The 16,125-nt window shown below is 37.7% G+C and carries 8 protein-coding genes; 7 read left to right on the forward strand and 1 reads right to left on the reverse strand.

Annotation, left to right across the window (positions count from 1 at the left end):
- The first annotated feature begins 80 nt into the window (after positions 1-80).
- Positions 81-2,540, forward strand: coding sequence for an outer membrane beta-barrel family protein (locus tag Q0947_RS10900; RefSeq protein WP_299397110.1), 2,460 nt, complete (start codon positions 81-83; stop codon positions 2,538-2,540).
- A gap of 345 nt (positions 2,541-2,885) precedes the next feature.
- On the opposite strand, the gene Q0947_RS10905 is transcribed toward Q0947_RS10900, so the two are convergent.
- The gene (locus tag Q0947_RS10905) at positions 2,886-3,896 is read right to left on the reverse strand and encodes a beta-ketoacyl-ACP synthase III (protein WP_299397112.1); all 1,011 of its coding nucleotides are present in this window, start codon (positions 3,894-3,896) and stop codon (positions 2,886-2,888) included.
- 174 nt (positions 3,897-4,070) lie between these two features.
- On the opposite strand from Q0947_RS10905, the gene Q0947_RS10910 reads away from it, so the two are divergent.
- From Q0947_RS10910 to Q0947_RS10935, 6 genes are all read left to right on the forward strand, one after another.
- Positions 4,071-6,521: a prolyl oligopeptidase family serine peptidase gene (locus tag Q0947_RS10910; RefSeq protein WP_299397115.1), complete on the forward strand. Its 2,451-nt coding sequence runs from the start codon at positions 4,071-4,073 to the stop codon at positions 6,519-6,521.
- Between the two features lie 170 nt (positions 6,522-6,691).
- Positions 6,692-8,602, forward strand: coding sequence for a molecular chaperone HtpG (htpG, locus tag Q0947_RS10915; protein ID WP_299397118.1), 1,911 nt, complete (start codon positions 6,692-6,694; stop codon positions 8,600-8,602).
- Positions 8,603-8,782: 180 nt separating this feature from the next.
- Positions 8,783-9,406, forward strand: a complete 624-nt coding sequence (locus tag Q0947_RS10920) for a protein-tyrosine-phosphatase (protein ID WP_299397121.1) — start codon at positions 8,783-8,785, stop codon at positions 9,404-9,406.
- Between the two features lie 208 nt (positions 9,407-9,614).
- Positions 9,615-13,067 carry a pyruvate carboxylase gene (locus Q0947_RS10925; protein ID WP_299397123.1) on the forward strand — a complete coding sequence of 1,151 codons (3,453 nt, stop codon included), beginning with the start codon at positions 9,615-9,617 and terminating at the stop codon, positions 13,065-13,067.
- Positions 13,068-13,128: 61 nt separating this feature from the next.
- Positions 13,129-13,695: a hypothetical protein gene (locus Q0947_RS10930; protein ID WP_299397125.1), complete on the forward strand. Its 567-nt coding sequence runs from the start codon at positions 13,129-13,131 to the stop codon at positions 13,693-13,695.
- Between the two features lie 170 nt (positions 13,696-13,865).
- Entirely contained in the window at positions 13,866-16,106 is a 2,241-nt protein-coding gene (locus tag Q0947_RS10935; RefSeq protein WP_299397127.1) for an FUSC family membrane protein, read from the forward strand.
- Positions 16,107-16,125 lie beyond the last annotated feature (19 nt).

Genomic DNA, 16,125 nt, shown 5'->3' on the forward strand with positions numbered 1-16,125 from the left:
AGCGTAACAATAATCAAAAATACTCGTCTCTTTTATAACATTCAAATCAAAATTCATCAATCAAAAAAAATCACTTACCAATGAAATCATTATTTATTTTTTGCGTGCTATTGTGTTCAACACTATATGCGCAGCCATCAGCCACAAATGCCCCCAAAGAAGGCTCCATTTCCGGAACTGTATTAGATGCCACCCTCAACTCGCCCTTACCCTACGTGACTATTGTGATTAAAGATAATAGTAACGCTACTATTACAGGTGCTATTACACAAGATAATGGCAGTTTTAAGATAGAAAGAATTCCTGAAGGTCAATTTTCTGTGCTTATTCAATATATGGGCTACAAAACGATCACACAACCCTTCCTAATTGGGAAAGGAAATTATGATATTAATTTAGGCAACATCCTATTAGAAGAAAATATCGCTGCTTTAGATGAAGTAACTGTGGTTGCTGAAGTATCAACCATTCAACAAAAAGTAGATCGAAAAGTGATTACTGTCGGGAAAGATTTGACCACTGCGGGCGCAACCGCATCGGACATTATGAACAATATTCCGTCCGTAAGTATCGACCAGCAAACTGGGAACTTAAGCTTACGTGGCAACGAAAATGTTCGCGTTATGGTAGACGGTAAATTATCTAATGTTCCGGTAGATCAATTATTAAAACAGATTCCGTCAACTTCTATCAAACAAATTGAATTGATCACAAATCCGTCCGCCAAATACAACCCTGAAGGCATGAGCGGTATTATCAATATCATTCTGCACAAAAACACCAATATTGGATTTAATGGAAATCTTAATGTTGGATTAACGAAGGAAATCAATGCGCGTTTCAACAGTTCCATCGATATGAATTACAGAAATGGAAAATTCAATTTGTATGGGAATTATGGAAACAACATCGGTAACAGCATCAATTACGGCAAAATAGATCGCCCTGATGACAATTCGCAACAGACTTTTGAATTCTCAAACAACAATAAATCGCACCTTTATAAATTCGGCGTCGACTTTTATGCGGATGACAATAACACCATTTCTGTATTCACAAATCAAAACACTTATGATGGTAAAGGATTTGGTGCCACCGGAATTTTATCGCCAAACACTGAACCGCAAAGACAAATTTTCGATAACGTTTCCGATAATATCTCCTCGCAATACAACTTGGTTTACAAACATAATTTTGCCAAAGAAGGTGAAAAAATTGAGTTGGAAGCAGATTATAACACTTATACGGAAGATGAAGTTTCAGATTTCAATTACTTCAACATAGCGTTTCCTTCAGATTACACAGATTTTGTAGATACAAATCGGGATCAAACGACCATCAATTTAGATTATGTCAATCCGCTAAGCGAGAAAGCAAAATTAGAATTGGGCCTTGAAGCGCGTTTATTTAATACAGATGTCAATTACAAATCAACCGGGCAATCTTTTGATGAGACAGGAAATGTAATCCATACGCCAAGCACAGATTTCAATTACAAAAGGGATATTTATTCAGCTTACGTTACTTACGGTAAATCATTCGACAAATGGAGTTATCAATTAGGGGCACGCGCTGAAGCGGTTACTGATGATGCTAAAGCGATTAGTGTTTCTGAAAATTCGAGCAAAACAACACCTTTTAAAAATGATTATTTCCAAGTGTATCCTTCTGCGTTTCTAACCTACACGCCAAGCGATAAAAATTCTTATCAGGCAAGTGTGAGCAGACGTGTAGACCGCCCGGGGCTGCAGCAAGTCAACCCTATTAGAGAATGGAGTTCACCATTGATATCATCTTACGGAAACACGGAATTACAGCCTCAGTTTACCAATTCTGTTGAAGTTAATTACACCAGAAAACTTGAAAACGGCTCTATTACTGGAGGTGTTTTTTATAGAATTATTGAAGATGAAATCAATCGTGCTATTTTTATAGACCGTTTAGATTTGAATAAAGCCATTCTTACTTATGACAATTTTGATAATACCTCAGCTTATGGTGTTGAATTGTCGAGCAACTACAAACCTACAAAATGGTGGAATTTCAATGCAAGTTTTGATCTTTTCGCCCAAACCCAAAAAGGGATTTCTGAAGTTCTAAACACACCTATCGGGCGAGAGCCAAATGTTGATGACATTTCGCTTTCTGAAATTAAAGTAGACAATATTGCCTATAACTTTAGAATGAACAATACGTTTAAAGCGACTAAAAACTTAACGCTCTCCGTATTTGGAATGTATAGATCAGAACGCGAAGGTTTGCAGTTTACGGGCGATCATATGTATTTTGTAAATACAGGCTTACGCTACACTTTTTTGGATGATGCTGCCACATTTAGTTTTAATTTCAATGATGTGTTCAATACGATGAAAGCAGGATTTGAAAGCGATAGACCATACAGACAAGTGGGTCAATTCAATTGGGAAAGCAATACTTGGAATGTAGGATTATCTTACCGATTTGGAGGTGGAAAATACCGCGCTTTACAACGAAAAAATAGAGATACCAACGAAAAGTCCGGCGGCGGTGGATTTATGTAATTCTGCCAATAAACCTACCTTATTAATGGATGCTTATTTGTACAGATTGCATAGCCCAAAACACATTTATTGTTAATATTGAAAGGTTTCACTTTCAAATACTTACATGAATGTTAAAGTGATAGTTAAAATTACATTGTAACGAAATAAAACTGAATTTTCTACGTCTAATATAATGTGATAAGTTTTATAAGTTAGGTTAAAGCATTTAGTTAATGTTAATGTAATTTAATCAAAGTGTTAGTTAATGTTGATTAATAGCAGAAAAACCCGAGACATTATGTTTCGGGTTTTTTGTTTCTATTTGAGTAAGTTTTAATTAAAATTCTGAATTCTCAGGAATTGTTACCATCTTATAACAGCACTTCCCCAAGTAAATCCACTACCAAAAGCAGCTAAAACCACCACATCACCTTCTTTTATTTTACCTTTTTCCCAAGCCTCAGTAAGAGCGATTGGAATGGATGCCGCTGTAGTATTTCCGTATTTCTGGATGTTGTTAAACACCTGATCATCATTTAAACCGAATTTTTTCTGGATAAACTGTGCGATCCTTAAATTGGCCTGATGCGGAATAAGCATATCTATGGACTCTTTCTGTAAATTATTCTTAGTTAAGCCTTCCATAATGACTTCACTGAATCTGACCACAGCGTTTTTAAACACAAATTGGCCATTCATATGCGGGAAGTAACTTTCATCATTTGGGTCGTTATCCTTAAGAATATCATTCACCCAACGTTTTCCCATTCCTGGAGCAACAAGCACCAATTCTTCAGCATGTTCTCCTTCAGAGTGTAAATGTGTAGATAAAATTCCTTTGGACGTATCTTCTTCTCTTGTCAATATTGCAGCGCCTGCGCCATCACCAAAAATAACGGTAACGCCGCGTCCACGTGTTGTTTTATCCAATCCATGAGAATGCAATTCGCTACCAATCACCAAAATATTCTTATACATTCCGGTTTTAATAAATTGATCAGCAACTGACAATGCGTAAATAAAACCAGAACATTGATTACGAACATCCAACGCTCCTACGGTTTTAATTCCTAACGCATGTTGTACCTGCACGCCTGGGCCAGGAAAATACATGTCCGGACTTAAGGTCGCAAATATTATAAAATCGATATCATCTTTATCAATTCCTGCGCGTTCAATGGCAACTTTAGCAGCTTTTACACCCATTGCAGATGTTGTATCCCCTGAATTTTCAACTGCCCAACGACGTTCTTTTATACCTGTTCGTTCTTGAATCCATTCATCATTTGTATCCATCATTTTAGACAAATCGTCATTTGTCACCACATTATCAGGAACGTAATGCCCTAATCCAATTATTTTGGAATTATACATAAGTCAATTTTTTAGAATTAAATAGTCTTGCAATTTAAACAATATTCATAGTTTTCATAAAATTACCTGTTTTAAATGCATGATTAAGAAAAACACGCGGCATTTTAACATTTACTTAATGACTACCTTCTATTCTTTGGAGTATTTTTAGCGGTTTAACTAAAACTATCTACAATGAAAGCATTACTACTGAGTTTTCTTTTGACGTGGTCCGTTATAAGTATCGGGCAAGTCAATTTAACTTACCAAAAACCCGATCAAAGCATCCTAACCCTTGCGGATGCACCATTAGCACCGCGAATTAGCATGGATAATAACGGTGAAAACATTCTATTTCTTTACAGAAGCAATTACAAAACCATTGATGAACTTTCTGAAACTGAGATGCGTCTTGGCGGATTAAGAATCAATCCCGTAACAAATATTGGAAGTAGAACCACTTACTATACAGATATTAAAGTGAGAAAAGGCAGAGAAGGAAATCCACAAAACATTAAGGGATTACCAGAAAATGGCCGTTTTGCCTACCTTTCTTGGTCGCCTAACCAAAATTATGCAGCTTTTACAAATACAACTTCTAAAGGCGTAGAATTATGGATAGTCGATATCAATTCTGCGGAAGCTAAAAAACTGACAGAAGACAACCTTAATGCCAATATGGGAAGACCATTTACATGGTTCAAAAACAGCTCCTCATTATTGGTTAAAACTTTACCTGCATCAAAAAAACCATTAATTAACCCAGAAATTTCTGTTCCTGATGGTCCAACAGTTTCTGTAAGTGAAGCTGGTGTTAAGGCTCAAAACAGAACCTATCAAGATTTGCTTAAAAACCCGAATGACGAATATAATTTTGAGCAATTAGCCCTGTCTGACATTCAAAAAGTCAATATCGATGGAACATCATCTAATTGGAAATCTACGGACATCTACCAAAGTTTTAACTTTTCACCAGACGGAAACTATATCTTGGTTACGACCATCAACAAACCATTTTCCTATTTAGTTCCTTACAGCCGATTCCCTTCTACCACTACTATTTATGACGCTGCTGGTACCTTAGTAAAAAAAGTATTGGAAGTGCCTCTTATTGAAGATTTACCACAAGGCTTTATGGCAGAACGTACAGGTATGCGCGACTTGACATGGCGTAATGACCATCCTGCAACTTTAGTTTGGACGGAAGCTTTAGATGGCGGCGATCCTGCCAATGAAGTTCCTTTTAGAGATGAAGTTTTTCAACAAAAAGCGCCTTTCACTGCTCAAAAACAATCTATTTTAAAAACGAAAGATCGTTTTGCTGGCATCCGTTGGGGAAATGAAACTACTGCCATTGCGTATGACAGATGGTGGAATAGCAGAAATACAAGAACGTATCTATTTGACCCTTCCAATGCGAACAAAGCACCAAAAGTACTTTCAGACAGAAATTACCAAGATGTATACAGCGATCCTGGAAGTTTTGTAACCACTTTAAATGCTTATGACGAATCCGTGTTAGCGCTTAATAAAGGTAAAGCATACCTTATTGGCGACGGCTATAGCGAAAAAGGACAATTTCCGTTTATTGACGAAATGAATCTAAATTCTCAAAAAACACAGCGTTTGTACCAATCGGCTTACACTGATAAAGTTGAAAATATTGCTTTTGCCTTAGATGCTAAAGCTGGTGAGTTTGTAGTTCAAATTGAATCTAAAAATGAATATCCAAACTATTATATCAGAAACATCACAAAGCGCATCGCACTTCAGCCTCTAACGCAATTTGAAAACCCATTCAAGAGTATTCAAGATGTACATAAAGAGGTGATTACTTATAAGCGTGACGACGGTTTACCACTTACAGGAACACTTTATTTACCTACGGATTATAAGAAAGGTGAAAAATATCCTATGATTATGTGGGCGTATCCTCGTGAATATAAAGACAAAAACAGCGCAAGTCAAAACACATCAAATTCAAATGAATTCACCTATCCTTCTTATGGGTCGCCATTATACTGGGTAACGAGAGGTTATGTGGTTTTAGATGATGCTGCATTCCCGATTGTTGGTGAAGGTGACGAACAACCAAACGATACGTTTGTTGCGCAATTGGTAGGCAACGCTAAAGCAGCCATTGATGCTGTTGACGCAATGGGCTATATTGACCGCGATCGTGTTGCAGTTGGTGGACATTCTTATGGCGCCTTTATGACGGCAAACTTATTGTCGCATTCTAACTTATTTGCTGCTGGTATTGCACGTAGTGGCGCTTATAACAGAACGTTGACTCCGTTCGGATTCCAAAGTGAGGAACGTAACTATTGGGAAGCTCCAGATGTTTACAATACCATGTCGCCTTTTATGAATGCTGACAAAATGAAAACACCGTTATTGTTAATCCACGGTGAAGCTGATAATAATTCAGGGACTTACCCAATGCAAAGTGAGCGTTATTTTAATGCTTTAAAAGGACTGGGCGCTCCGGTAAGATTGGTAATGTTGCCTAAAGAAAGTCATGGTTATAGTGCCAAAGAGTCTGTAATGCACATGCTTTGGGAACAAGACCAATGGTTGGAAACTTATGTAAAGAACAAAAAGAAAGACGCTTCTGTTTCAACAACAGAGACGAGTAAAGAGTAAGGATTTTATCCTATTAAATGAAAGCCATCCTGAATTCGGATGGCTTTTTTTATGTCATATTGTCACAAATGTTGAATTGGCATTTTTGTTGACTACTGCATGATAGTAAATTTAGTTTAACAGCACACATTCTCTCATTTGAGGGAATAAATTATAAAAACAATTCAATTATGACAAAAGGAAATATTAATGTTTCGGTGGAGAATATCTTTCCATTAATCAAGAAATTCTTATACAGCGATCACGAAATATTTTTACGTGAGTTGGTTAGTAACGCAACAGATGCTACTTTAAAGCTGAAGCACCTTACGAGTATTGGGGAAGCCAAAGTAGAATATGGCAACCCGAAAATCGAAGTAAAAATCGATAAGGAAGGCAAAAAACTTCACATCATTGACCAAGGTATTGGGATGACGGCTGAAGAAATTGAGAAGTACATTAACCAAATTGCTTTCTCAGGAGCTGAAGAGTTTTTGGATAAATATAAAGATGCAGGAAAAGATTCAGGCATCATCGGACATTTCGGTTTAGGGTTCTACTCCGCTTTTATGGTGGCTGAGAAAGTTGAAATCATTTCCAAATCTTTCAAAGAAGGTACAGAAGCTGCACGTTGGACCTGTGATGGTTCTCCAGAATTCACTTTAGAGCCAGCTGATAAAACAGACCGTGGTACAGAAATCATCCTTCACATTGCGGAAGATTCTACTGAGTTTTTAGAAGAGTCTAAAATCCGTGAGCTATTGACCAAGTACAATAAGTTCATGCCTATTCCAATTAAATTTGGAACTAAAGAAGTGAATGATCCTGATCATAAGCCTGAAACTAAAAAAGATAAAGACGGTAAGGAAACTACTGAGCCTCAAAAGAAAATCACTGTTGACAACATTATCAACAACCCTAATCCGGCGTGGACAAAACAGCCAACCGAATTAGAAGATAATGATTACAAGGCTTTTTACAGAGAAATGTATCCAATGCAATTTGAGGAGCCGTTATTCCATATTCATTTAAATGTGGATTATCCGTTCAACTTGACTGGTATTCTATATTTCCCAAAAATGACGGCCGATTTAAATATCCAAAAGGATAAAATTCAGCTATACCAAAACCAAGTGTTTGTTACGGATAATGTAGAAGGAATTGTTCCTGAATTCTTAACCATGTTGCGTGGTGTGATCGATTCTCCAGACATTCCGTTAAACGTATCTCGTAGTTATTTACAAGCGGATGGTAACGTGAAGAAAATCTCATCTTACATTACTCGTAAAGTAGCAGATAAATTAAAATCGTTATTCAATGAAAACCGTGAGGATTTCGAGAAAAAATGGAATGACATTAAGATTGTGATTGAATACGGTATGCTTTCAGAAGATAAATTCTTTGACAAAGCAGATGCATTTGCACTTTACCCAACGGTAGATGGCAAGTACTATACCTACCAAGAGTTATTCGATAAAATTAAGGATAACCAAACTGATAAAGACGGTAAATTGGTCATCTTATATGCGTCTAATGAAGATGCACAACACAGTTATACTGAAGCTGCAAAAGCGAAAGGTTATGAAGTGTTGTTATTAGATTCTCCAATTGTGAGTCACCTAATGCAAAAAATGGAATCTACAAAAGAGAACATTACGTTTGCACGTGTAGATGCTGATCATATTGATAATTTGATCAAGAAAGACGATACCAAAATTTCAAAATTGACTGAGGAACAACAAAAAGAGTTGGATGAAATCTTAAAAGAGGCCATTCCATCTGAAAAGTTCATGGTACAATTAGAAGCGATGGATAGTGATGCGTCACCTTTCATCATCACACAACCAGAGTTTATGCGTCGTATGAAAGAGATGCAAGCAACTGGCGGTGGGATGTTTGGAATGGGCAACATGCCAGAAATGTATAACTTGGTAGTGAACACCAACTCTGAATTGGTAGGTGAGATTTTAAATACCAAAACGAAGAAGAAACAAGAGCGATTAATTTCTCAAAGTTTAGATTTAGCACGTCTGTCTCAAGGCTTGTTAAAAGGAAAAGAATTGAGCGATTTTATCAAACGTTCTTATGAAATGATAAAGTAAACCTTACTAATACGGGGTATTGCGTTCAGTCTTTTTAGGCGACGAAGCAATCTCCTATTCAAATTCTAAAAACCACTCCGTAAATTCGGAGTGGTTTTTTTTATGATTACATCTAAATCATAACAATAAATATTTTGAGAGTTGATTCGTCAATCGTAATATTGCAATGAAGAGAATATTATGAAAGCACAATTATTTACACGAATTGAAAAGATCATCAACATTTTAGACCCAAGCAGCATTCCTGATGCGCGTAAAGTTATTTTACAACCGCTTATAGAATTCATCCAGTCTAAAGTATCAGCACATCAAGACATTCGTTTAAATTTTATTTGTACTCACAATTCACGACGAAGCCATCTGTCTCAAGTTTGGGCGCAGACTTTAGCCTACCACTTCAATATTAAAAATGTAGCGTGTTATTCTGGTGGCACAGAAAGTACCGCAGTGTTTCTAATGATTGTAGAAACTTTGGAAAATTCAGGATTTGAAATCGAGATGCTTTCCAAAGGTGACAATCCTATTTATAGTATCAAATTCGCTGAAAATGAACTTCCAATAATTGGATTTTCAAAAAAAATGGATGCGACTTTTAATCCGACATCTCATTTTGCGGCCATCATGACCTGCTCACAAGCCGATGGTGACTGCCCTATTGTAGCAGGTGCTGAAGCGCGATTCCCAATTCCTTTTGAAGACCCAAAAGCATTTGACAACACACCACAACAAGCTGAAAAATATACAGAACGAAGTTTACAAATTGCAACAGAACTCTACTATGTCTTCTCTAAAATCAAGTCTTGATTAAATCATTTTTCTGACAACCTTTTGTTTTTGAATAATTTAAAAATTATCTTCGAGCGAACTCTATATATCCTGTGGACAAAAAGCTCGTTTTCAAGAGAAAGTCATCGCTTCTAAAAATCGGTTTTTTGGAAAGACTATCTGACCGCTTCGGCCTGATATTTCATAGTGCAATCCATCCACAGCATCACCAAAAACTGAAAATAACATGAAGATAAAAAAGGTACTTATTGCCAATCGAGGAGAAATTGCTATCCGCGTCATGCGCGCCTGTACAGAGCTGAACATCGCTACAGTCGCACTTTACACCTATGAAGATCGCTATTCCCAACATCGCAATAAAGCAGATGAATCCTATCAAATTGGCGAGGATAATCAACCTCTAAAACCGTATTTAGACATGGACGAGATCATCGCCTTGGCGAAGTCCAAAAATGTTGATGCTATCCACCCTGGCTATGGTTTCTTGTCTGAAAACTCAGAATTTGCGCGAAAATGTGCTGCAAACGGTATCATCTTTATCGGTCCGAACCCTGAAGTGATGGATGCTTTGGGAGACAAGATTACGGCTAAGAAAATTGCCACGAAATGCAATGTCCCAATTATTGAAAGCAATAAGAAGGACCTCACTTCGCTAAAAATTGCCTTATCAGAAGCGAAGAGTATTGGTTATCCATTAATGCTGAAAGCTGCTTCAGGCGGTGGCGGACGCGGGATGCGAATTATCAGAAAGGATGAAGATCTCGAACAGAATTTCGATTCCGCTAAAAATGAAGCGCTTAATTCTTTTGGTGATGACACCATGTTTCTCGAAAGATATGTGGAAGACCCGAAGCATATAGAGGTTCAAATTGTAGCCGATAACCACGGCAATATTCGTCATTTATTTGAACGGGATTGCTCGGTACAACGCCGTCATCAAAAGGTAGTGGAGATTGCGCCTTCCTATAATGTTTCAGATAAAGTAAAACAAGAACTCTATAAATACGCGGTAGATATTGCCACGGAAGTTAATTATAACAATATTGGAACTGTGGAATTTTTGGTCGATAAAGATGATAATGTCTTTTTTATCGAAGTAAATCCGAGGATTCAGGTGGAACATACGGTTACTGAAATGGTCACCGGAATCGATTTGGTAAAAACCCAAATTTTCGTGGCTGGTGGCTACAAATTATCTGATCAACAAATAAAGATTTACGAACAAGACTCTCTAAAAACATACGGTTTTGCACTTCAATGCCGATTGACTACAGAAGATCCCAGCAATAATTTCACACCAGATTATGGTACAATAACCACCTACCGAAGTGCTTCAGGAATGGGAATCCGTTTGGATGCCGGAAGTATCTATCAGGGTTATAGTGTGAGTCCGTTTTTCGATTCGATGCTTGTAAAAGTCTCTGCTCAGGGTCGAACTTTAGATGGCGCTATACGAAAAATGGTACGTGCTTTAAAGGAATTCCGAATTAGAGGCGTCAATACCAACATTCATTTTTTACGGAATGTCATTCTTCATGATACGTTTAAGGAAGGAAAAGTGACGGTGAATTTCATTCAAAACACGCCTTCCCTATTTAAAATAAAATTACCGTTAGACCGCACCACCAAAGTCACTCAGTTTTTAGCCGAAGTGATTGTTAATGGCAATCCGGATGTTAAAAATAAGGAGGAACATAAAATTTTTAGAAATCCGAAAGTACCCAAGTTCAATTTAAATGAGCCACACCCAAAGGGAACCAAGGATATGTTGACGGAAATGGGCCCGGAAAAATTCTGCCAATGGCTTAAAAACGACAACAAAATCCACTATACGGATACAACGATGCGTGATGCACACCAATCGTTACTAGCCACACGTATGCGGACTTATGACATGATGCGTGTTGCTGAAAGTTTTGCGAAGAACCATCCCAACACCTTTAGTATGGAAGTTTGGGGAGGCGCAACTTTTGATGTGTGCTTACGCTTTTTACATGAAAGTCCGTGGACACGCTTACGCGAATTGCGAAAAGCAGTACCGAACATCTTGTTTCAAATGTTGCTAAGAGGCAGTAATGGCGTTGGTTATAAAGCGTACCCAGACAACTTGATTGAAAAATTCGTTGAAAAATCATGGGAAAATGGGGTCGATATTTTTAGGATTTTCGATTCGCTCAACTGGGTTAAAGCTATGGAACCAAGCATCAATTATGTGAGAAATAAAACTGGAGGCATTGCGCAAGCTGCTATCAGTTACTCAGGAAACATAATGGATGTCAATGAAACCAAGTACAACCTAAAGTATTACACGCAATTAGCTAAAGATCTCGAAAATGCTGGAGCGCATATGATTGCCATTAAGGATATGGCGGGATTATTAAAACCGTACGCTGCCACAGAGTTGGTTGGCGCTTTAAAGGACACCGTCAAACTCCCAATTCATTTGCATACACATGACACCTCATCCTTACAAACTGCCACATATTTAAAAGCTATTGAAGCTGGTGTTGATGTTGTTGATGTCGCATTAGGTGGTTTATCAGGTTTGACTTCACAACCTAACTTCAATTCTGTTGTGGAAATGATGAAAGGCCAACCACGAGCACATGAATTTGATATTGATACCTTAAACCAATTCTCAAATTACTGGGAAGATACCCGCGAGTTGTACTATCCTTTTGAATCTGGACTAAAAGCAGGAACCGCTGAAGTGTTTCAACATGAAATTCCTGGTGGGCAATACTCCAATTTACGCCCGCAAGCCATTGCTTTAGGAATTGGCGATCGTTTTGATGAAGTCAAAAAAATGTACGCTCAGGTAAACACCATGTTTGGCAACCTGATAAAAGTAACGCCGAGCTCTAAAGTGGTTGGAGATATGGCAATTTTTATGGTGACCAATAATTTGACGCCAGAAGATATCATGGAACGAGGGGAAGAAATTTCGTTTCCAGAATCCGTTATCAATTTCTTTAAAGGCGATTTAGGTCAACCTGTTGGTGGTTTCCCTAAAAAATTACAGAAGATTATTCTGAAAAACCACAAAGCGTATACGGATAGACCTAATGCGCATATGGAACCTATCGATTTTGACGTGGAGTATGAAGCGTTCAAAAAGAAATTCCAAAAAGGGTTTACGCGAGCTATCGAAATTGAAGATTTCTTGTCCTATACCTTATATCCAAAGGTATTCGAACAAGCTCACGAAAACTACAAGCTTTATGGAAACCTAAGTTTAGTGCCTACCAAGAATTTCTTCTACGGCATGAAGCAACGTGAAGAAACGCTGATTGAATTAGAACCAGGAAAGACAATTATTGTAAGACTTTTATCTGTGGGAATCCCTAATGAAAATGGCGTCAGAATTGTGTTTTTTAGCGTGAATGGTGAAAATCGATTTGTGGAAGTGTTGGACAAATCGCTCAACATCAAAAAAGAAACTAACGAGAAAATAGATCCGTCAAATTCCAGTCATATAGGCGCACCATTACAAGGCTCCTTATATAAAGTATTGGTAAAACGCGGACAAGTCGTCAAGGAAAATGATCCTTTGTTCATCATTGAAGCCATGAAAATGGAAACGACCGTTACAGCTTTTAAAGCTGGAAAGGTAAAATCTGTATCACTAAAAGAAGGAACGATGGTCATGCAAGATGATTTGGTGGTGACCATAGAATAACTAAACATTTTGACACATTAATTGCATTGCGAACTAAAGATTAATTACATATCTTGGAACTATGAAAAAACTCTTATTTATTTTATTGGTCTTACCGCTACAGTTGTTAGCGCAGGAGGCCCCTGGATCCGTTCAATTTTGGGATACCCTTAAAAATCATTGTGGAAAAGCTTATGAAGGCGAAATCATTGCTGGAGGGAAAGAAGGCGATGGCTTTACTGGCGAGAAGTTAGTAATGCATGTGCGGTCTTGTGAAGATAGTGAGATTAGAATTCCATTTTTTGTAGGCGAAGACAAATCTAGAACATGGGTACTGACTAAGGGAGCAGATAATTTAATCCTATTAAAACACGACCATAGAAAACCGGATGGTTCTGATGATGAAGTCACGCAATACGGCGGATTAAGTCCAAACACAGGAAGAGCCGATATTCAGTTTTTCCCTGCAGATCAATTTACCGCTGATTTATTGGCGCATGCCGCAAATAATGTGTGGTGGATCACTGTGGACGACACATCATTCACTTACAATCTGCGCAGAATAGGTTCAGAACGTCTTTTTTCTGTAAAATTTGACTTGACAAAGGAAGTTGCAACACCTAGTGCTCCTTGGGGAAGTGAAGATTAATTTATACTAAAACTGACATTTAACGTTAATATTACTAATCAAACAAAACCACTTCCTAACTAGAAGTGGTTTTTCAATTCACACAAATTCAAATGCCATAACATTAAAATAATCTTACCTTATGATAGAGCGTATCAATTAACATACCTTTGTAACACTAAAAGATCACATTGAAAGCACACCTAAAAACCATAGAAATATTTTTAAAAAGCTCTCACTTTTACAGAGGAGTCCGCTTGACATTTGCTGTGGTTACACCATTGATTCTGTTTTATTTTATTGGGGATTTTGAATTCGCACTTCCCATTGTTATGGGTGCTTTTTTAAATGCCCCTGGAGATATTCCGGGCAGTTTAAAAAGAAAAGTCAACGCCATATTAATCAGTACGGCGTTGACGATGCTTATTTTTACCATCATTCTTTTTTGCAAGCCCTACCTCCCACTTTTAGTCATCGTCATGGCGGCCATTTCATTCTTCGTGTCGTTGCTGTCCGTTTACGGATTTAGAGCATCGTTGGTGTCGTTTTCGGGTTTGTTAGCGATGGTACTGGCGTTTGCTGTTGAAAAAGAAACCGCGGCGGAAATTTTTCCTCATGTGTTATTAATGGGTTGCGGCGGACTTTGGTACTTGATGGTGTCATTTCTGTTCAGGAAATTAGCCCCTAAAAAAGATGAAGTCCAATTTTTATCAGAAACCCTGACCCTAATTGGTGAATATCTCCAATTACGTGCACGATTACTGACCAAGAAGACCAAGCGTCAAGAATTGATGCAAGAAGCCTTCGTCCTACAAAGTCAAATCAATGAAAAGCACGAAACACTTAGGGAATTACTGCTGTTAGAACGAAAACGTTCCGGGCGCTCCCATTATGATGAAAAGCATATGCTGATCTTTATTTCATCAGTCAATATTTTTGAGCTTGTTGAGGCGAAGCATTTAGATTATAATGATATGGACCGACTTTTTAAGGATCGGAAATATCTGAAAGCGTCTAAAAAGCTCAATAAAGTCATGGGCAATCAATTGAAGACCTTATCTGATTTGTTGATTAAAAATGACAAAGTTTCTGACTCCGATATTTTATTGGATAGTTTATCACAGGTAAAAAAGAATATTGCGCAATATATTGAAGATGTACAATTGCCAAAAGCACGTGAAGGCGCTTTGGTATTGCGTAATTTATACGATTATCAAGAACACATCGCTCAAGAAATTAGAGCGATACGCCGTGTGATGGCAAACGTTAAGGATTCTTCAAAAGTCTCCTTAAAACGTCAGGATACCAGTAAGTTCTTAACGCTTCAAGAATACCGGTTCAATGTCATCATTCAAAATTTCAGCTTAAATTCCACTTTATTCAGACATGCTCTTCGGTTTACCGTCGCAATGGTTTTTGCCTTTATTTTAGGGACGCTATTAGATATCCGAAATACATATTGGATTCTCCTTACCATCATCGTTATTATGCGCCCTAATTATGGCTTGACCAAAGAGCGTTCTAAAGATCGTATTGTTGGAACACTCATTGGCGCTGCATTCGCGATTGGCATCGTTTTACTCACGCAGAATGTTATCATTTATGCGGTGTTGGCCATTATTTCACTCACTTTAGCTTTCTCTTTAGTGCAGCAGAATTATAAATCGTCAGCAGCTTTTGTAACGATTAATATTGTGTTTGTGTACTCTCTTATTAATCCGGATGCGTTTCAGGTGATTCAGTACAGGGTAATTGATACAATATTAGGCGCGAGTATTGCGGTAATTGCCAATTACGTGTTATGGCCAAGTTGGGAAGCATTGAATCTAAAGAATGTACTAGTGGATGCTTTGAATAAAAATCAAAAATATCTGCTCGCAACTCAAGATTTATATCATGATAAAACGGAGAATGAGTTGGCCTATAAAATTGCGAGAAAGGAAGCCTTTTTAGCTATTAGTAATTTGAATTCGGCGTTTCAGAGAATGACGCAAGACCCGAAATCAAAACAGAAAGAGTTTCAACTTATTTATGGTATGGTCACTTTAAATCAGACCATGGTTTCTGCAATTGCCTCCATTGGAAGTTTTATTATCAACCACCAAACCACGCCTGCATCTAAGGAGTTCGACGCTCTAATTTTAAGGATTGCCAACACCCTACAATCGTCATGCTCAATTTTGAGCGATACGCCTGTAGATTGCGAAACGACTTCAATAGATATTGAAAAAGCTCAGGACAAACTCATGGAGTCCTATCACAGGCTATCAAGAGCTCGTGATGAAAACATATTAAAAGGAGAGACGGAATTGGATACCGAATCGCTTCACCATCTTCAAGAAGCGTATTTAATTTCGAATCAATTAATATGGTTGAAAACGCTTTCGGAAAATCTAAAAAAAGCAACGATTAAATTTCATGACGTTATATAAGCACGTCCAAGTACGGCAT

The sequence above is a fragment of the uncultured Gelidibacter sp. genome (genome assembly GCF_947500795.1).
Classification (GTDB): domain Bacteria; phylum Bacteroidota; class Bacteroidia; order Flavobacteriales; family Flavobacteriaceae; genus Gelidibacter.

What these genes read in the sequence shown, in the direction of transcription:
- Q0947_RS10910 (WP_299397115.1), top strand. Translation starts at nt 4,071, where the DNA reads ATGAAAGCATTACTACTGAGTTTTCTTTTGACGTGGTCCGTTATAAGT.
- Q0947_RS10920 (WP_299397121.1), top strand. Translation starts at nt 8,783, where the DNA reads ATGAAAGCACAATTATTTACACGAATTGAAAAGATCATCAACATTTTA.
- Q0947_RS10930 (WP_299397125.1), top strand. Translation starts at nt 13,129, where the DNA reads ATGAAAAAACTCTTATTTATTTTATTGGTCTTACCGCTACAGTTGTTA.
- htpG (WP_299397118.1), top strand. Translation starts at nt 6,692, where the DNA reads ATGACAAAAGGAAATATTAATGTTTCGGTGGAGAATATCTTTCCATTA.
- Q0947_RS10925 (WP_299397123.1), top strand. Translation starts at nt 9,615, where the DNA reads ATGAAGATAAAAAAGGTACTTATTGCCAATCGAGGAGAAATTGCTATC.
- Q0947_RS10900 (WP_299397110.1), top strand. Translation starts at nt 81, where the DNA reads ATGAAATCATTATTTATTTTTTGCGTGCTATTGTGTTCAACACTATAT.
- Q0947_RS10905 (WP_299397112.1), bottom strand. Translation starts at nt 3,896, where the DNA reads ATGTATAATTCCAAAATAATTGGATTAGGGCATTACGTTCCTGATAAT.